We start from the raw sequence: 18,939 nt of genomic DNA, 5'->3' as shown, positions 1-18,939 counted from the left end.
ATCATTCCTACGGGTCAATCGGTTTATCATATTAACTGTAGGTAGTAAGTATGTGATTTACGGTAGCGTCTATTGTTTCGAAATTCTGTTGTTTTTCTAAGCGCCAGGGTTCGGCCATGCGTTCGTCGCAGGCTGCAATAGCACAGGATTCGCAGGTAATTCCGACTTTACGGGTTTCAATGCTAGCATCCTTGACAAATTTGATCTTTCTTTTTAAATGCGAGGAGAGTAACATTCCTATAGAAACACTGCGATTGACATTTTTACGAAAAGGATCGGATGTGGCAGATGCCAATACTAAATATTCGTTGTCCGAATCGTCATACGATGAAATTTGAATACCGAACGAACTGTCGATAGCGTTGGCTTCAAGGCTTTTGACAGAGTTAATAGAAACCCAGCGTCTGCAATAGTGTTCGTTGTTTCTATTGGCATGTGGTGACTGTTGCTGCGTAATGTGAAGCTCTTTGGTAAGCTTGTACTTCGGCGAATGTTCCTTGTGGGTGAACCTTAAAAAGAAAAGGTTCTTTATGTGGAAATGACTGGGAAGTACATTTGTTAAACGTTGGTAGAAAGATTCGGCAGAACAATTAAATTGGTTCATGATAGCCAGAAATTCTCTTTCATCCCAAGCTTCTTTACCAAAAAAGGTAGTGAGCGATTGTATGAGCTGCTTTTCTGGAATTAACAAGGCTCCAGCAAAATAAGAGGCTATAAAATTGTTTAATACCTGATCGAAACTTTCAAACTTTACCCAGGGAAAGGTGTAAAGTCTGTTGGAAATTTTTAAGTAATTATAGGCAATTTCCTTTGCATAGATAAATGCGCGTTGCGCTTCCGATACCTCTTCACTCACCAACAAGATGTTTTTGTTCGGGATGTATACGTTTCGCAATTCAGCGAGTGTGTCGTATTTAGAGAGCTCTTCATTGTCGATGTGGTAACCAAATTCTTCTCGCAAAATTTCTTCGAGCTCCAAGGCCTTTATAGGAGCGTTGAGGTCGATGTGATAGGCTTTAGCAAACGCCAGTACTTGCTGTTCTATGTCTTCAAAATAGTTGTTGTGTGCTTCCTGGTAAGAACGCAATGCCGCTAAAAAAAAACTCTCTCTCGTTAAATTGTAGTTCTGTGCGATTTTTATAATGGTACTGATAAAGGCATTTACCTTTGCCGGAGCATTGGCAATAATGTCTATCAAGTTTTTCTCTTGAATTCCGAAAAGTTCTAGGGGAATCTCTTTTAAAATTTTAGACTTTAAAATTTCACCGATAGGAGCGAGGTTATTGTCTAGTTTTAAAGAAACTAAATGATCATAGGGGACCTCTAGGTGTTCCGATAACAGCGCAATTTTATCCGGTTTAGGATATTTTTTTCCTTTTTCTATTTCATTTAAATACGATTTTGAGAGGCCGGTGAGCTTTCCCAATCCGAAAAGTGATAATTTTTTTTCGGTCCTGATTTGTTTCAGTTTTAAACCGAAAATCAGCCGTATATACTCGTCTTCTATATGCATAGAACCAAAGGTACTATAAATAAGCGAACTAACAAATTTTGCAAACTTTGTAAATTTAGCGAACGTTCGCTTGTGGAGTTCAAAAAATAGTTATATCATTGTAGTGTCATTAAAAAATCTAATTCTCATGAATACTGAAATGCTAACCAAGGAAGTGCGTTTAATGGGTTTTAATCCAGAGGCTTATAGTGCGGTATTAACAGATGCTGCTCTCGAATTTTTAGTTGCTTTACACCGAAAGTTTAACGCCAAGAGATTGGAGCTTTTGGAAGAGCGAACGATTTACCAGGCGTATTTTGATGCCGGAAATTTTCCAAATTTCCCCAAAGAAACGCTAGCCATTAGGGAAGGAGATTGGACTTGTGCTCCATTGCCCAAAGATTTGTTGGATAGGCGCGTAGAAATTACCGGGCCTGTTGACAGAAAAATGATCATCAATGCGCTTAATTCTGGAGCCAAGACTTTTATGGCAGACCTAGAAGATAGCAATTCGCCTACCGTAGCCAATATTTTAGGAGGACAGCAAAATTTAATGGACGCTGTTAGGAATACCATCAGCTTTTATGACGAACGCAAACAGAAACGTTACGATCTAAATGAAAAGACTGCGGTCTTATTAGTACGACCTCGCGGTTTGCATTTGGACGAAAAACATATACTAGTTGACAACGAAGTAATGAGTGGTTCTTTGGTAGATTTTGGTCTGTATTTCTTTCACAATATCGAGGCTTTGTTAGAACGTGGCTCGGCGTGTTACTTTTACCTGCCTAAGCTCGAACATTACCTCGAGGCACGTTGGTGGAATGAAGTGTTTGTTTTCGCTCAAGACTATTTGAACATCGCACAAAAGACAATCAAGGCAACGGTGTTGATTGAAACCATAACGGCGAGTTTTCAGCTCGATGAAATCATCTATGAACTGCGCGACCACATGGCTGGGTTGAATTGTGGACGTTGGGATTATATTTTCTCATACATCAAGAAGTTTAGAAATCACAAAAACTTTTTGGTACCCGATCGGGCGCAAGTGACCATGCAAACACCCTTTATGAATGCCTATTCGTTGCGAGTAATTCAGCGTTGTCACAAACGAGGTGTCCACGCGATGGGAGGGATGGCAGCTCAGATTCCGGTTAAAAATGACGAAGCAGCAAATGCGAAAGCTTTTGCTAAAGTGAGGGCAGATAAAGAGCAAGAAGTAACCAACGGTCATGACGGTACTTGGGTAGCGCACCCTGGCTTGGTGTCAATTGCGATGGAGGTCTTTGACAAAGGCATGCCTGAAGCCAATCAAATTGACAGAAAACGCGCCGAATTAGAGATTACTGAGGAAGCTTTAGTCGCCTTACCTAAAGGCAGTATCACAGAGCGAGGTGTACGTGAAAATATCAACGTCGGAATCTTGTATGTCGAAAGTTGGCTACGAGGTCATGGAGCTGCAGCCATTTACAACCTGATGGAAGATGCTGCGACTGCCGAGATTTCGAGAACACAACTTTGGCAATGGAGAAAAGAAGGAGTACAGCTCGACAATGGTCGTTGGTTTGATACCGAACTCTATCGCGAATACAAGCGAGAAGAAGTGCATAAAATCACTCAACTATTAGGAAAAGAAGCCTATGATAAAGGACGATTTAAAGAGGCAGAAGTACTGTTTGATAGCTTGGTGTTACAAGACGAGTTCCAGGAGTTTTTAACCCTGGGAGCTTATCAAAAAATTTAATAAAAAAAAGCCCTGAAATGCGGCAACATTTTAGGGCAACGTATCAATTATAAAAAATCAATAACGTTTTAAAGAACCGCAAAATTATGGAAACTCAGCAAAGAATTCAAGAGTTAATTACAGAATGGACTACGAACCCTAGATGGAAGGGAATAGAAAGACCTTATACCGCAGAAGAAGTGGTGAAGTTGCAAGGTCAGTATAAAATAGAATACAGCATTGCAAAATTAGGAGCAGAGAAATTGTGGAAAAAATTGAATTCTCAAGATTGGGTGGCTGGTTTAGGAGCCCTGACAGGAAACCAAGCAGTTCAAGAGGTCGAAGCAGGCTTAGAAGCTATTTACCTCAGTGGTTGGCAGGTGGCAGCCGATGCTAATATTGCTGGCGAAATGTATCCAGATCAGTCCTTGTATCCAGCAAACAGTGTGCCCATGGTAGTGCAACGCATTAACAATGCACTTTTGCGTCGCGATCAAATTCAGTCGGTAAACGGAGCGGAACAACCCATCGACTATTTGGTGCCGATAGTTGCCGATGCAGAAGCTGGATTTGGAGGGAATTTGAACGCCTTTGAATTGATGAAAGGGATGATTGCTGCCGGAGCATCTGGGGTGCATTTTGAAGATCAGTTGAGTTCAGCAAAAAAATGTGGTCACCTCGGAGGAAAAGTACTCGTTCCTACCCAAGAAGCCATAAATAAACTGGTCGCGGCTCGTTTGGCTGCTGATGTAATGGGAGTGCCGACCTTATTAATTGCTCGTACTGATGCTGATGCTGCCAATTTATTAACCAGCGATATCGATGCTCGCGATCACGAGTTTATTACCGGTGAACGAACTTCGGAAGGGTTTTATCATGTAAACAACGGATTACAGCAAGGAATTGCAAGAGGTTTGAGCTATGCACCCTATGCCGATTTAATTTGGATGGAAACATCGACACCCGATTTGGAACAGGCGCGTTTGTTTGCAGAAGCGATACACGCAAAGTATCCAGGAAAACTATTGGCTTACAACTGCTCGCCATCTTTTAACTGGGCTGCGAAATTGTCTGTTCAAGAGATGGAAGTTTTTAGAGAAGAGCTAGCAGCGATGGGCTACCGTTTCCAATTCATTACTTTGGCCGGATTCCACGCGTTGAACACATCAATGTTTGAATTGTCAAAAGCCTACAAAGAAAGAGGTATGGCGGGATATTCAGAATTACAAGAACGAGAATTTGCGCTACAGCAAAAAGGATTTAACGCTGTAAAACATCAAGGATTTGTAGGAACTACTTATTTTGATGCCATTCAAAATACTGTGACTGCAGGAGCGTCGAGCACGGTAGCGATGAAAGATTCTACTGAAGTTGCACAATTTTAATAGTTATAGGCATATAGAATTTATTCGTGAGAAGTAAGTTTTATATTTTGAAGTTGAACTCCACTACACAGTAGTGGAGTTTTTTGCTATAGCGCTAATTCCATTTTGATGTCAGACCGTTGGTAAGGGCTATTCGCTTCAACTGGGATTTCGACAAATCCGTACTTTTTATAGATGTAAATGGCGTTTTCTAGGGTTCTATTCGAATATAAAATTAACTTTTCCAATCCTTGATCACGGGCGAAGTCGATACAGTGCTGCATGAGCTGTTGACCAATTTTGTGACCTCTATGCTTTGGAGAAACGGCCATTTTGCTCAATTCCATTTCCTCCCCACGAGGCATTAGTGCGACCGTGCCAACGATGGTACCCTCTAGCTGCGCAAAGAAAATACTTCCACCTTGATCCAAAATGTATTTTTGTGGATTACTCAATACTTCTTCATCGTAGGGCTCTACATAAAAGAAACTGCGTAACCATTCGATATTGAGTTCGTAAAAGGCAGGTGCATACGCAGCTTCGTAGTTGCGTATTTGCAAAGGTGAAATTGCTGTATTCATAGTAAGATGTGTTATTATTGCGGTGCTAAAATCCATGCGATTGAATTTCTGCTCCAATTGATTCATGTGGTCTATAAGTGAATGTGAGTTCATTGTGGTATAGTCGATGATTACTTGTTCTATACCCTCCCAAATAGGACTAATTTGAGTAACCAATTGCTCTCCTTTTTCTGATAGGTACACGATTTTTCTTCGTTTGTCTTTAGGATCTTCTGCAATGGCTATCAGTCCTCTCTTTTCTAATTTATTTAAAGTTTGAGTGGTTGCGGGTTGTGACGTTTTTAGGCTTTTTCTTATTTCTGAGTTGGTCACGCCCTTTTTGTTCTTTATAATTTTAAAGGTAGGAAAGAGATAGGGGTCAAAATCGATGTTAAAATGATCGTAAACCACTTGGGTTTCTCGCATCATGTACTCACTCATACGCTTCAGTCTTGAGCCCATGCCTAATTCGCCAATACCTTTTAATCCATCATCCATAATTATTAATATATGTATTTATATAAGTGCTTATGCAAATATAAAAAGTTATTTTAAAAGGATCCTCATTAAATGCAAATTAAATATTTTCCATGAATTTATTTTCCATGGTAAATAAATTTGTATATCTTTGTAAAGAATTTAATCAAGAACAATTATGAAAACCAACAAAATCATTTTTTACGTTACCACAGGATTGTTAACTGTGTTGATGTTATTTTCAGCAAACATGTATTTTTTTAATCATGAAGGAGTGTCGCAAATGTTTGCAAAATTTGGATATCCATCATACATTATTTACCCTTACGGAATAGCTAAAATTTTAGGACTAGTAGCACTGTGGTTTTTTAGAGGGAAGTGGCTGAACGAATGGGCCTATGCCGGATTCTTTTTTGCCTTCATTTTAGCCTTCTTTGCGCATTTTATGATTGGTGATAACGAGCAATGGGCAGCCTTAGTTGCATTGATTCTTCTCATCGGTTCTTACATCACAAGTAAAAAATTACAAGCCTAATAGTTCATAACAAAATATAAAATAGGACATACAGATGAAAAAAATTTTAGCATTTGGAGCGAGTACAAGCAGTACCTCTATCAACAAACAATTAGCCGGCTATGCCGCGAGTCAGTTAGCAGGAGTAGCTTATGAAGTCATCGATTTAAACGATTTTGAAGTTCCCGTATATAGTGAAGATTTGGAAAAGAGAGAAGCGTATCCGGCAGGAGCAAAGGCTTTTAACGAAGAGTTAGATAAATACGATGGATTTATCGTGTCGTTGGCGGAACACAACGGTTCGTATACTGCAGCCTTTAAAAATTTATTTGATTGGGCATCCCGAAAAGATCGTATGGTGTTTAGAAACAAACCGACGTTGGTGTTAGCAACTTCACCAGGAGCGAGAGGTGGAGCTACAGTATTAGCTGCCGGAACGGCGACTTTTCCGCATCTGGGAGCCGAAATAGTAGGATCGTATTCACTGCCTTCTTTTTACGATAATTTCAAGGATGGGGAACTAGTTGAGCTTTCTAAAAAGGACGACTTGCAAAAGTTAGTTTCGGAGTTGGAGTCAGCAATTTTAAGTGAAGTCGAGTAAGGCCCTCAATTAGATTGCGACCACTATGAAGTGCGAATTCGTCGAATATTAAAAGGTTTACTTAGGAAGTATAAGCAGACTTTGTATTTTTGTGAACTTTTAGAGAAAAATAGGGAAAAGCAATAACAAACAATGGTTAAGATTTAATGTATGGGAGATATTTCAAAAGATATTAATTCAACCTTTCCAAATAACAGAGTGAAAGCGTTTATCAATATAAAATACACAGCAAATTGGATTAGTAGTAGGGAGAATGAGTTTTTTAAAACCTATGGTATTTCTCCGCAGCAATACAATATATTGCGTATACTGAGGGGAGCAAAACAGCCTATTAAGGTGCAGGTGATTAAAGATCGCATGGTCGAACGCGCTCCGAATGCTACTCGTTTAATGGATAAGTTGTGCGATAAATCGTATATTGAACGCATCCGCTGTGATCACGATAGACGTGTAGTGTTTATCAATATTACAGACAAAGGGTTGGAGCTCCTAGCTACCATTGATGACAAACTCCATTTTGATTTTATCGATAATTTAACTGAAGAAGAAGCGGAGACGCTGAGTAATTTACTCGATAAAATCAGATAATTAGAGGGGCCCGAGACAAAGGGCTTTTTATTAACCATATTATTTTCCTAGGAAAATAATGCAATTAAATCATTATGCAAACATTAAAGAGTATACAACAAATAGCAACGAGTCCATTAGTGTCTATGGGGGAGGTGCGTTTACGTCAACCGGTACCTAGTGAAAACATCCCAATGGTCGATCCATTTTTGCTATTGCATCATTACGGGCCATATGCCATTAGCCCTTTTAACAATCCTTTCGATCTAGGGCCGCATCCACACCGTGGATTTGAACCGATTACCTTATTACTTAAAGGAGAACAGTTACATCGGGATTCGTTAGGGAATGAAATGCTCGTTAAAGCAGGAGATGTTCAATGGACAACCGCGGGTAGGGGCATAGTACATGCCGAAGGACCGTCAAAAGAGTTTGTGGAAAAAGGAGGGGAGTTGGAAGGAATTCAGCTCTGGTTAAACTTACCAGCAGTAAAGAAGATGATGCCGGCAAAGTACCAGTTTTTGAAGAAAGAGTTGATTCCACTCGTTTTCAATGATGACAAGTCAATTGAATTGCGTGTAATTGCAGGGGAACAAAAGGGGGTGCAAGGTCCTATTACCACACAGACAGCAGTGAATGTTTTTTTAGGGTACGCTTCTAGTGGAACCATGACAATTGATATCCCTCAAAACCATCAGTCTTTGGTATATGTATTGGAAGGAGAGGTCAAGGTACACGACAGTACTGTACTCAAAAAAGGCGCGCATCAGTTGGCGACTTTTGATACTGATGGAAATGCCATTGGATTGGAAGCAACGGAGAATAGTGTGTTTCTAGTGTTATCCGGAGCTCCAATTAATGAAAAGGTGGCGTCATGGGGGCCTTATGTGATGAATTCTCAGACGGAAATTATGGAAGCTTTACGCGATTACCAGCAAGGAAAGATGGGCTTTTTGTATTAGGCCCATTCCAGGGATTTTAATAAATAAAGACTATTGAGGCACAGTGAGATCACTGTGCCTTTTTGTAATTGTATTATGGCACTCCTGCTTGTAGTTCAAAAAACCAACGGTTTTGTAATGCTGACTGTTCCTGTTTGCTAAGCGAAAGTGCTGCTATAAGTCCATTAAATTGGAGATGGGGGTATTTGGTTAAGGCCAACCATATGAGTTCTCGATGCTGATGGTTGGTGGATGTATATAGCTCTATTCGATTTGTAAAGAGTTGTCGTGTTTGCTCATTGGGATATTGGGCTAGTGAAGCGTATAAGCGTCTTAACATTATGGGATTAACCTGTTTGTCTGGGGTTGATTGTTCGTTGTAAATATCGATAATCAAGGGGTATAATTCAGGAGAGGGAAAATTAATGATAGCTGAGAGTCCAGTAATACGTTGTTCAAAATTGGAACTTTGTAGTGAGTTTTTAATTAAATATACGTCCGTTGCTTTGCGAAATTTGGCCAAGCCGATAAGTGCGCTTGGGTATCCTTTCAAGGTCAAAGCTCTAATTTTGGAATAGTGTGTGGGCTTTGGAGTGCGCGTAGCAAGTAAGTTCTTTTTGTAGTCGTTATGAATGGCATCGTCAAAGAGTACGATACTGTCAATAGTTTCTTGTTGCGGCTTAGATAAACTAGCGAACGAAAAGGAAGCTGCTCGGAAGAGCATATAGTCACTGACCTGTACTTTTTCTAAGAGGCAACCATGATCAATAGTGACTTTTGAAGTATCCTTAAGGTGTGATTTGACAATCTCAAATATCCCTTCGTATTTTTTGTTTTTTAGTAATGTATAGGCATAACAGCGGACTGTGGAGTTGGGGTGATTGGTAAGTGCTAAGAGTTCAGTGGAATTGGCAATTTTTTTTAATGTTGTGAAGTATTGCCATTGTTTCGGGTTGTTGGCCCTCCCATAGACTATAATATCGTTAGCAGCGATGTGATCCGCTAATTTTTGCGTTTGTTTTTGAATGCAAGGATACGTCCTATAAAAAGCAGTGAATTGCATATTTTTTAAAGAGATCAAACTAAGTCCAAAAACTAACATTAAAGCGATACTGCCATATTGATACGAATGCTTCATAGCGTTTTTATAAAAAAAAACACAAAAATTGTACCGTTGTATTGTCTTGGTTGTTGTAGCTTGATCATGCATGGATAATGGTGAAATTGAAAATCAATAAATTCTGTACCTTTACCGCAAAAAAAATTGATTTTTATTTTTCTCTTATTGTTATTGCTGGTGTGTTATCAGGATTTTAAAGAACGCATGGTATACGAGTGGGTGTTGTACGCCTTAATAGGTATTGGTGCCTTAGGGTATTTGCAAAGAACTTCCTGGATTGTCTATGGTTGGAATATTTTAATTAATGCCTCCGTACTTTTATTCATTATGGGCATATTGTGGGGGTATTCGAAATGGAGAATGGAAATTGAATTAGCTGAAGGGCTCGGTAAAGGGGATGTACTGTTTTTTGTTATGATGGCAGTCAGTTTTCCGAACAGTTCGTTTTTGCCTTTGTTTGTATTCTCAACACTTTTTTCCTTACTCGTTTTCCTAGTATTAAAACCATCACTTACGGATAACAGGGTACCCTTAGCCGGATTACAAGCAGGGTTTTTGTTTATTTTTTTATGTGTAAATTTGGCCTTTGATATAATTAATGTATACGCTAATTAATGAAAGAGAAAATTTTTGAAATACCTACCGAAGTATTGCAGGTAGTGACTTCTGAATTGGCTTATGAATATCGTATTGTACCTTTTAATGTTGAAGAAAATAGCTATGAATTTTACACGGATGCAAGTGATGTTTTAAGCTTAGAAGAAGAGCTTGCAGTGGTTCTTGGTAAACGGGTTCACGTGCGTAAAGAGGAAACCGCCGTAATGGACCAACTACTTCAGCGAAATTATCGAAAGCGCGTGAGCAAAGGAGCTACAACCTTGCAGTACAGCGATGATTTTTTATTGAGTATGATTCACGAAGCCAAAGAAATTGGGAGTAGTGATATTCATTTCGAAGCCTTTGAACATCAAAAAAGAGTGCGCTTTAGAATTGATGGCAAGCTCATCGAAAAATATATCATACCCGCTCACGAATACCCTAAAATCGTAAATCGATTAAAAATTATGGGAGGTATGGATATCTCGGAAAAGAGACTTCCTCAAGATGGGCGTATCAATATCAGCACTGAGTTGGAGGATTTTGATATTCGCGTTTCTTCCTTACCTACTTTGCACGGTGAAAAGATGGTACTGCGTATACTTTCCAAAAACAATGTAGCGATACAGTTAACCAAACTCGGATTTACTACCGATGAGCTCAAAACCTACCGTCGATCGGTAAAAAAACCGAATGGCATTATTTTAATATCAGGACCTACTGGATCGGGAAAAACAACAACGCTCTATGCAACGCTGAAAGAGTTGAACAAGGAAGATACCAATATTTTGACCATAGAAGATCCTATTGAATATACCTTAGAAGGAGTCAACCAGGTGCAACTAAAAGAGAGTATAGGCCTAGATTTTGCGAGTACCTTAAAAACGTTTTTACGTCAAGATCCCGATGTGATTATGGTTGGAGAGATACGTGATGTGGCTACAGCAAATATGGCAATTAGAGCGGCCTTAACTGGGCACTTGGTATTGTCGACCATCCACACCAATTCTGCTTGGGGTACGGTGTCGAGACTGATAGATATGGGAGTTCCTTCGTTTTTGATTGCCAGTACGTTAAATGTCAGTGTAGCACAGCGATTGGTGCGAAAACTATGTGATTCTTGTAAAGAAGAGACCGTGATATCTGATGAAGAAACTGAGGAATACGGCGATTTTCAAGGTCTCGTCCACAAGCATTACAAAGCAGTTGGCTGTGAACATTGTTACCAAACGGGATATAAGGGCCGTAAAGCGATTTATGAAATTATCCCCATCGATCAGGAAATGATCCGTGCTATTAAACAAGAGGTGTTGTCAGTCGATGCGTATTTGGAGGAGAAAAAGATAAAAACGTTGAAAAGCAATGCCTTGACTTTGGTAGAACAAGGGGTAACCTCCATTGATGAGGTGTACGCTATATTAATATCTTAGGACCATGGATAAACAATTAAAAACCTATGTGCTGATTGCTGGAGTGGTAGTAGTTTGGGGAATGATAGGGTACCAAATTTATTCGAAGTTTACGACCAAAGAATTCAACTTTCAGCAACAACAACAGCAAAGTTATCAGCCTAAAACCATTCATAATAAAGCGCAGTACAGCATTCGAAAACACGAAAGAGATCCGTTTTTAGGAACGGTGACCACGGCGAATCCTGTGAAGGTACCGCGAGCCAAAAAGGCTGTGAGCTCAGTGGAATTTCCAAACATTCGATTTAACGGCGTAGTAAAGCACGGTAAGAAAAGAGCCTATATTATTACTGTCAATGGAAGTCAAGAGTTGTTTATGCGTGGAGAGCTAAAGAGAGGTATCAAGCTCACCTCTGGTACTAACAATACTGTTCGTCTGCGCTATAAAGGAGTAACTAAAGTATTTACCTTGCCCGAGTAATGCTGAGATTAAAAGCTAAAATACAAGCAGGGGCCTTGCAATACGTGCTGGTAATTTCGGTGCTGATTGCTATTTTACTATTGTCCTTTTTGATGTTTGTGCGTTTACAACAACAGCTCAGTGCAAAAAATAGTTTGTATAAGACAGCTATTTTTAATGTAGAAGCAGGTTTTTCTTATGTTTTGCGTTCACCATACTTAGAAGGAACGCAAGGCACTGTCAAGATTTCGGAGTATGCGGGTGAAGTAACCCAATGGAAACGGAGTTTTTGGGGGCTTTTTGAGTTGCTGCAAGTTCAGTCGAACTACCCGGGAGCATCTTTTGAAAAAACAGCTTTTGTAGGGATGTTAACACCCGAAAAAGAGGCCTTGTATTTACGCGATAACTTTACGCCACTGGTCGTTGTTGGAAATTCCAAAATTGTCGGCAATGCAAGACTTCCTGAATCCGGTATTAAATCCGGAAATATTGGAGGACAGTCGTATTACAATAGCCGATTGATATATGGTAACACCTTAAAAAGCACTGCCGAATTGCCCAGTTTGGAAGGAGTAATCAGGCTTAAAAACGACTGTCGTGGTACTCGAGATAATTCTTCTGACGATTTAGAGCTGGAGCAGGGGGCACGCCTGCGTAATTCCTTTACCAAAGCGCCGAAGCTCATTGAGGTTAACGGATTGCTACACTTGGAAGCTATTTCCATATCGGGTCATGTCCTGATTAAATCGGATCGCAAAATAATTGTGCATCCTTCTGCAGACTTACACGACGTACTTATACAGGCTCCTGAAGTAGAGCTACTGGCAGGAGTAACAGGAAACTTTCAGGTCTTTGCGACTGAGAACATTAAAGTGGGCAGCAAAGTGCAACTGCAATATCCTTCAGCTTTAGTGTTGTACAATGAAGAACAACACGAAGACAACAGTATTATTATTGCTAAAGACAGTGAAGTTCGAGGAAGTTTAGTGTATTTAATAGATAAAAACGAACGAGTATTTTACAAACCTCAAATCAAAATGGAGTCGGGGAGTACTTGTATAGGCCAGGTGTATTGCCAAGGAAATTTAGAGTTGCTAGGTGAGGTTAGAGGAGCGGTAATTACCGAGCGCTTTATTACCTTACAATTCGGGAGTACCTATATAAACCACCTGTATAACGGAACGATAAACAGGCCATTAATGCCTGCTAACTTTGCCGGCTGTTCTTTTACAAAGGGTACCAAACAAGTAGTAAAATGGGTAGATTAAAAAAACTAAAGGCATCTTCACTTAACGAGGTAGTTATAGCTACGGTCATTATAGTAATGGTATTTGCAATTGGGTCGGCCATTTTGGTAAATGTGTTGACATCGATGGCGCACAACCGCAGAGGAGAAATGGAACAAACCCTGAACAAGCTCATTTATGAGTACGAACATCAACTGCTAAAACTACCCTACAGGCAAAAGGATACCTATTGGACCATTCATGTTACGGAAGAAGAAGTTGATGCGAATCGCTGGGTTATTTTTGAAATTGAAACTGCGGGTAATCGACAACAGCTAAAACGAAAAATTGTAGCCTATGAAAAAAGTTAAAGCCTATTCATTGACCGAACTCATGGTAGTTATGATTATTTCGACTATAGTAGTAGCCATGGCATTTACGACGATTCGGATGCTGAAAAGTCAAATGAAATCTATTCAATCGCATTATGAACTCAGGAAAAATATCGATTACTTAGATCGCTTGCTATGGATGGATTATGCAAAAAAAGGATGGGCTACGTACGATAAGTCAAACAATAAACTAACCGTGTTAGGGGAGCAGGATACCGTAGTGTATATCTTTAATGCGAGCCTAGTGCTAAGAAATAATGATTCAATTCCATTGCCAAAGTATGACCTGGGGTTTAAATTGGACGGTAAGGAGGTTACTGCAAAAGCTACCGATGCCATTGAAATTGTTTTTGAAACACCGTTTGAAAGGAAGTCACTCTTTGTTTATGGAACCAAGGCAGCTGACTTTTATGCCAATAAAGAATTGTAATGTATGGGATTTCAAGTTGAAAAAATAAATAACAAAAAGCAGAAAACCGATAAAAGTACGATCAACAGCGTACTGGAAACAGAAATATCGATTTTTGGCAATTCGTTTAACGACAAAAAGAAAGAGGCTTTTTACGCAGAATTATACGTGCTTCTGAATGCCGGACTGGAGCTAAAAGATGCCTTGGATTTGATTGCTCAGGAACAAAAGAAAACTGCCGATCAGCAATTGATAAGTCAACTGAGTGCAGCGCTGGTCAACGGAACTTCATTTTACAAAGCTCTTGAGCAGAGCAAACAGTTTACGAATTACGAATATTACTCTGTTGAAATAGGTGAACAATCAGGAGTATTACAAGCGGTGGTGTTAGAGTTGAGTAATTTTTACAAAAAACGAAACGACCAAAAACGCCTTGTGATGAGCGCATTGTCGTATCCAGCCATTATTTTGTCAACAGCGATGTTGGCCATTTGGTTTATGATGAATTTTGTAGTTCCGATGTTCGCGGATATTTTTAAGCAAAACAATGTGGAATTGCCTTGGATTACCTTGAAAATTATCGGTTTTTCCTCTTTTATGAATGCAAATATAGCTTGGATTATAGTGACCTTATTAATAGTGGTCGGAGCAACGAAATTTTTAAAGAATAACGATAACTACAAGGCTATTAAAGCTCGTTTACTATTGAAAATCCCCTTTGTAGGAGAATTTGTTCGCAAGGTGAAGATTGCCCAATTTACCCAGGCATTGTCTTTGTTAATTGGGGCCAAAGTTCCCGTTTTACAAGGGATTGAGCTCACCGAACGAATGATTGATTTTTATCCCTTGCAAAAGGCACTGAAGAGTGTTAGAGCTTCGGTACTTCAAGGACAGAGTTTGTCGAGCAGTATTAAAGAGCACTCGATTTTTGACAAGCGAATGGCCTCTATGATAAAAGTTGCAGAGGAAACCAATCAAAACGAAGTGATTTTTAAACGTCTCACAGATCAATACACGAAAGACTTGGAGTACAAATCAAAAATGCTAAGCACGGCACTCGAGCCGTTTATCGTGCTCTTTTTAGGCTTAGTAGTAGGGACCATTTTAGTGGCCATGTATATACCGATGTTTAAGCTGAGTACCGTTATAGGTTCGTAATTACTCTCGTTGTACTTCAACGAGATTTTTTTCTTGGTCTATTTCCCAAATACTCACCATGCCATCACTGTCAAAATCTTGCGCTCCTGTAGCACGTGCCTTAAAACTCGTATTACTAGCTTCTATAATTTCGTAGTTGTAATAGGCTGTACCTCCGTTGGATAAAGATTTTGGCGGGATAAATCCAATTTTATTAAAATCGTTGGAATACTTCCCGTACATGGCAAAATGGGTCTTTTCTAAGGAATGTAAGTGATCTAATTGATTTTTAGCCTCAATACTTCTGGTGTTGGCAATCAATGGCAATAAGTTTGGCAAGGCAATAAGGACGAGAATCCCAATGATTACCAATACAATCAGTAATTCCTGTAGGTTGTATGCTTTCGCTTTTTTTGTGAATTTCAATTTCATAAGAATTTTATTTAAGAGGTTTCAAAATTAAATAAAATCAAATTATTTTTTACCTTTACACCCTATTTTTTATGAAAAGGGAATACGAAAAAAAAGGAAGTTTAAATTAATTTTTTTAATCATTGGGACTAACCAGTAATTAAAAAAATGTCTTTAATTAATTAGTTTGAAAAAGAGAATACTACTTGTAATCACTTGGTTGATTGTGGTTACAAATGCTTTGGCTCAGGGAAACAACCCTAGTAGAATAGCAGAATTGCAATCAAAATTAGAACATTTATCAGAGGGAATTCCGGGGCTTTCGCAAAAGGTTGATTTCAATATTACCGATACGAAATTAAATATCTTTTTGAGTTCGCTGGCCAATACGCATAAGGTGAATATCAATGTGGCTAATGAACTTTCACAAATATCGTTTTCCAACAATTTTACCAATACATCAGTCATGAATGTTTTGCTGTTTTTGTGTAAAGAATACGATTTAACTTTTGAAGTTACCGGAAACATTTTGTCGTTTAAACGCGCACAGGCTCCCCAGATCGCAACAACTCCTAAACAACGTGAAATTCCGGTATCTTACGATGCCGCTTCTGACAGCTTTAGTATAGATCTAATGCAGGATGAGTTGGCAGTAGCTTTCAGAAAAATTGCCGATGTTACCGGAAAGAATTTGTTGTATGCCCCTAGCATGGGAACAGTGAAGTTGAGTGGCTATATCAAAAATAAACCGCTGGAGAGCGCCTTAAATAAAATCGCTTTCACGAATAATCTGGAGTTTATTAAAACGAAAGATGGTTATTACTTATTTCAAACTTGGAATGGAACAGCGGGAGGTAATTTAGACGTGAATGGAAGCCGAAAAAAAATTAGACCAAGAACCTATAGCAATGCTAATTTTTACTACAAAGTGAAAGACACCATAGCCAAGACTTTGGAAGTGGATTTTGAAAATACGGAAATAGCTTCGGTGATACGTGATATCGGTCATGATTTACATATAAAAATGTATACGGATACTCCTTTGCAAAACATTGGAAAGGCCACTGTGAAAGCCGATGATATCACCTATGATTGGTTGTTGTTTACCCTATTACAAAATACCGAATTGACTTATAGAAAGGAGCAAGGGATGTATATTTTTGGGAAAAATAAAAGCAGTAATCAAACCATTACAGAGATCGTGCCAGTCATGCATCGTTCTATTGAGTTAATGGAGGCACCTGCGGGTTCTGGAAGGGCAAATCAGTCTTTTGGGGGAGGAAGCTTTAATACCTTTGGTAATTTCCCAACAAATAGCGGCGGTTTTAATAATGGCTACAGTCAATATGGGAGTAACAACGGAACTCAAAATTATTCGAATAACGCATATAATAATGGGAGTTATCAGAATGGAAGAAACCCCTCGTATGGAAATGGGGTAAATCGACGTTCAGGAACTACTGGAAGTTCAGGTAAATCGCTGATGGGCTTGGTACCGAAACACATTAAAGAGAAGGTTTCTGTGGTGGTGGATAATGAACGCAATAGCTTTATTGTTACCGGCACTCAGCACAATATTGATAATTTTAGAAAAGCCTTGCGAAAAATTGATGTGGCCATCCCAGTGATTTTAATCGAGGTGATGATCTTAGAAGTGAGTAAATCCGCTACTGTACAATCAGGAGTTGAACTGGGGCTCGGAAAAACTCCTACTACTGACAGTGGTCAGTTATTTCCTTCGGGGCAAGTGACACTCGGCGCGGCAACCATCAATAAAATAATCGGAGGATTTAATGGATTCGGGTCTAAAAATATCGGGCGTGTAGTTCCTAATTTTTATGCGAAAATCCACGCGATGGAAGCGAATGGAAATATTAAAATTCGCTCGACACCAAAATTGTCTACGCTCAACGGACATGAGGCGATTTTATCGAACGGAGAACGTTCGTATTACGCGATAACCCGAAGAGATATCATCGGTTCGCAGAATCCACAAACGACAGAAATTAAAAATTATATTCCTATCAATGCTGATTTGTCAATTGCCATTAAGCCGATGGTTTCAGGAGACAATCAAATTACCTTGAGCATCAACGTGGTGCAGTCTAGTTTTAACAGCAAACGCATAGACGAAGAAGCTCCTCCAGGAATGAATACAAGAGAGTTTAATTCCATCGTCCGAGTAAAAAATCAGGACTTAGTGATTTTGGGTGGACTTGAAGAAAATGTAAAGAACGACTCGGGTTCGGGAGTTCCCTTTTTAGCGAGAGTACCGATTATCAAATGGTTTTTTAGTAAAAAAACGCGTACGAAATCGAAGAAGAAATTGTCAGTATTAATCAAACCTACCATTCTTAACTAATGCTTAGAAAACTAGTTTACGGTTCGGAGTACTGTGCAATTGAACACGGCATCACTGCTGAAGGAACCGTTGTTTTTTACCTATTACTCCTTCGCCAAAGTAAGAAGGAGTTGGAACTCGTTACACAAGAAACGAAGCATTCTGAAGAGGAGGTAACTTCCTTTTTAAAAGAACGTAAAATAAAGCAAGTAGTGCTGGTTGTCAATAACCAACAGGTATTGACAAAATGGATGCGGGCGGTAAAGGAGGGGGCTGAGTTTGTAACGGCCTACCCGAGTTTGTCAAAAAATGATTTTTATAGGCAATCGCATCGAGTATCAGGCCATCATTACGTAGCTTTTGCCCGCAAAGCCTACATTGATGAGCTTCTCAAGTTTTATGAGGAGTTACAGGTCACTGTATTGGATGTTCATTTAGGAAACCGATCGTTATTTGAAATACAATCCTTTTTTACAGAACAAGAACAAGTTTTCACATCCAATACAGCGATGAACGTAGATAAGGATGAGGTAACTGAGCTCGTAGGGAAACGGTTTTACAAGACGACCTATGATGTCAACGGATTGACTTTAGAAAATACCCAGCTGCTCAACCTTGGGATAGTGGTGAGTTTCTACCTCAAAGGAACGATAGTGTTTGATACAGAAACCGTTGAGGATTTCAAGTATAAGCGCGGTTTCCATATAGGAATCAAGGTTGTTCTAGGTTTTGTCTTTGCCGTGCTCTTGGCCAATCTATTTTATTTTAATGAGTATTATGAAGAGGTTACCGCTTTAAAGCAACGCATTCAAATAAAAAGGGCAGCGAGCAAAGAATTGGCAGCCTTACAAGAAGAAGTTGTCAAGAAAGAGCAGTTACTCGAGCAAATTCAGAACTCCGCTACGAATACTTTATCTAAATTTGTCGACGAAATTGCAGCAGCAGTTCCGAATTCATTGTTACTGAGCAAAGTGAATTATCAAAATTTCACAAGCTCCTTAAAAGAAGGCAAGGCATTTACGCTCGATGCAAATAGAATAGAAGTAAAGGGGCTATTTACAGATTACACCGCTTTTAATGCTTGGATAGATCACTTGGAGCGCAAAGAATGGATAGTGCGCGTAACAGCCTTGGAAACGAAAAAAGAGAAAAAGGGACGCGGCTCTAAATTTTCATTATCAATAGTACTGCACTAATT

Annotated in this window: 19 protein-coding genes; 15 read left to right on the top strand and 4 right to left on the bottom strand. The window is 39.3% G+C overall.

The genetic code is table 11. The annotated features are described in order from the left end of the window. Positions 1 to 31: 31 nt before the first annotated feature. Positions 32 to 1,513: a helix-turn-helix domain-containing protein gene (locus ACXAG7_RS02820; protein WP_476665888.1), complete on the bottom strand. Its 1,482-nt coding sequence runs from the start codon at positions 1,511 to 1,513 to the stop codon at positions 32 to 34. A 127-nt stretch (positions 1,514 to 1,640) separates the two neighbouring features. On the opposite strand from ACXAG7_RS02820, the gene aceB reads away from it, so the two are divergent. After that, positions 1,641 to 3,236: a malate synthase A gene (aceB, locus tag ACXAG7_RS02815; RefSeq protein ID WP_408044012.1), complete on the top strand. Its 1,596-nt coding sequence runs from the start codon at positions 1,641 to 1,643 to the stop codon at positions 3,234 to 3,236. 86 nt (positions 3,237 to 3,322) lie between these two features. Continuing rightward, positions 3,323 to 4,600: an isocitrate lyase gene (aceA, locus tag ACXAG7_RS02810; RefSeq protein WP_408044011.1), complete on the top strand. Its 1,278-nt coding sequence runs from the start codon at positions 3,323 to 3,325 to the stop codon at positions 4,598 to 4,600. 86 nt (positions 4,601 to 4,686) lie between these two features. Here aceA and ACXAG7_RS02805 read toward each other — a convergent pair whose 3' ends face one another. Further along, positions 4,687 to 5,637: a bifunctional helix-turn-helix transcriptional regulator/GNAT family N-acetyltransferase gene (locus tag ACXAG7_RS02805; protein ID WP_476665887.1), complete on the bottom strand. Its 951-nt coding sequence runs from the start codon at positions 5,635 to 5,637 to the stop codon at positions 4,687 to 4,689. A 157-nt stretch (positions 5,638 to 5,794) separates the two neighbouring features. Between ACXAG7_RS02805 and ACXAG7_RS02800 the strand changes: the two genes are divergently transcribed. The 4 genes from ACXAG7_RS02800 to ACXAG7_RS02785 all read left to right on the top strand — a co-directional run bounded on the left by ACXAG7_RS02800 (position 5,795) and on the right by ACXAG7_RS02785 (position 8,260). Next, positions 5,795 to 6,151, top strand: a complete 357-nt coding sequence (locus ACXAG7_RS02800; protein WP_408044009.1) for a DoxX family protein — start codon at positions 5,795 to 5,797, stop codon at positions 6,149 to 6,151. A gap of 34 nt (positions 6,152 to 6,185) precedes the next feature. Next, on the top strand, positions 6,186 to 6,731 hold the full coding sequence (locus ACXAG7_RS02795) for an NADPH-dependent FMN reductase (RefSeq protein ID WP_476665886.1): 546 nt from the start codon (positions 6,186 to 6,188) through the stop codon (positions 6,729 to 6,731). 150 nt (positions 6,732 to 6,881) lie between these two features. Then, positions 6,882 to 7,319, top strand: coding sequence for a MarR family winged helix-turn-helix transcriptional regulator (locus ACXAG7_RS02790; protein WP_408044007.1), 438 nt, complete (start codon positions 6,882 to 6,884; stop codon positions 7,317 to 7,319). 74 nt (positions 7,320 to 7,393) lie between these two features. Continuing rightward, a complete protein-coding gene (locus tag ACXAG7_RS02785) occupies positions 7,394 to 8,260 on the top strand; it encodes a pirin family protein (RefSeq protein ID WP_476665885.1) in 867 nt (288 codons plus the stop codon). Positions 8,261 to 8,333: 73 nt separating this feature from the next. On the opposite strand, the gene ACXAG7_RS02780 is transcribed toward ACXAG7_RS02785, so the two are convergent. Next, on the bottom strand, positions 8,334 to 9,377 hold the full coding sequence (locus ACXAG7_RS02780) for a hypothetical protein (protein WP_476665884.1): 1,044 nt from the start codon (positions 9,375 to 9,377) through the stop codon (positions 8,334 to 8,336). A gap of 126 nt (positions 9,378 to 9,503) precedes the next feature. Here ACXAG7_RS02780 and ACXAG7_RS02775 point away from each other — a divergent pair, with 126 nt between their 5' ends. From ACXAG7_RS02775 to ACXAG7_RS02745, 7 genes are read left to right on the top strand one after another with little or no spacing between them, the layout of a single operon-like run. Continuing rightward, entirely contained in the window at positions 9,504 to 9,974 is a 471-nt protein-coding gene (locus tag ACXAG7_RS02775) for a prepilin peptidase (RefSeq protein WP_476665883.1), read from the top strand. Continuing rightward, on the top strand, positions 9,974 to 11,386 hold the full coding sequence (locus tag ACXAG7_RS02770; RefSeq protein ID WP_476665882.1) for a GspE/PulE family protein: 1,413 nt from the start codon (positions 9,974 to 9,976) through the stop codon (positions 11,384 to 11,386). The genes ACXAG7_RS02775 and ACXAG7_RS02770 overlap by 1 nt, the downstream gene beginning before the upstream one ends. Positions 11,387 to 11,390: 4 nt before the next feature. Next, a complete protein-coding gene (locus ACXAG7_RS02765) occupies positions 11,391 to 11,846 on the top strand; it encodes a hypothetical protein (protein ID WP_476665881.1) in 456 nt (151 codons plus the stop codon). Continuing rightward, a complete protein-coding gene (locus ACXAG7_RS02760; RefSeq protein WP_476665880.1) occupies positions 11,846 to 13,093 on the top strand; it encodes a hypothetical protein in 1,248 nt (415 codons plus the stop codon). Before ACXAG7_RS02765 ends, ACXAG7_RS02760 begins: the two co-directional genes overlap by 1 nt. Beyond that, positions 13,081 to 13,422, top strand: a complete 342-nt coding sequence (locus ACXAG7_RS02755) for a hypothetical protein (protein ID WP_476665879.1) — start codon at positions 13,081 to 13,083, stop codon at positions 13,420 to 13,422. The genes ACXAG7_RS02760 and ACXAG7_RS02755 overlap by 13 nt, the downstream gene beginning before the upstream one ends. Beyond that, complete coding sequence (locus ACXAG7_RS02750; protein WP_476665878.1) at positions 13,409 to 13,873, top strand: prepilin-type N-terminal cleavage/methylation domain-containing protein; 465 nt, start codon at positions 13,409 to 13,411, stop codon at positions 13,871 to 13,873. The genes ACXAG7_RS02755 and ACXAG7_RS02750 overlap by 14 nt, the downstream gene beginning before the upstream one ends. A 3-nt stretch (positions 13,874 to 13,876) precedes the next feature. Then, positions 13,877 to 15,010, top strand: a complete 1,134-nt coding sequence (locus ACXAG7_RS02745; RefSeq protein WP_476665877.1) for a type II secretion system F family protein — start codon at positions 13,877 to 13,879, stop codon at positions 15,008 to 15,010. On the opposite strand, the gene ACXAG7_RS02740 is transcribed toward ACXAG7_RS02745, so the two are convergent. Continuing rightward, complete coding sequence (locus ACXAG7_RS02740) at positions 15,011 to 15,421, bottom strand: type IV pilin protein (RefSeq protein WP_408043997.1); 411 nt, start codon at positions 15,419 to 15,421, stop codon at positions 15,011 to 15,013. 166 nt (positions 15,422 to 15,587) lie between these two features. Between ACXAG7_RS02740 and ACXAG7_RS02735 the strand changes: the two genes are divergently transcribed. Both ACXAG7_RS02735 and ACXAG7_RS02730 read left to right on the top strand, forming a co-directional pair. Then, the gene (locus ACXAG7_RS02735; protein WP_476665876.1) at positions 15,588 to 17,762 is read left to right on the top strand and encodes a type II secretion system protein GspD; all 2,175 of its coding nucleotides are present in this window, start codon (positions 15,588 to 15,590) and stop codon (positions 17,760 to 17,762) included. Continuing rightward, positions 17,762 to 18,937, top strand: a complete 1,176-nt coding sequence (locus ACXAG7_RS02730; protein ID WP_476665875.1) for a PilN domain-containing protein — start codon at positions 17,762 to 17,764, stop codon at positions 18,935 to 18,937. Before ACXAG7_RS02735 ends, ACXAG7_RS02730 begins: the two co-directional genes overlap by 1 nt. The last annotated feature ends 2 nt before the right edge of the window (positions 18,938 to 18,939 follow it).

The organism is Tenacibaculum sp. AWR4_210 (assembly GCF_056160945.1).
This window is presented reverse-complemented; position numbering and strand designations above follow the sequence as displayed.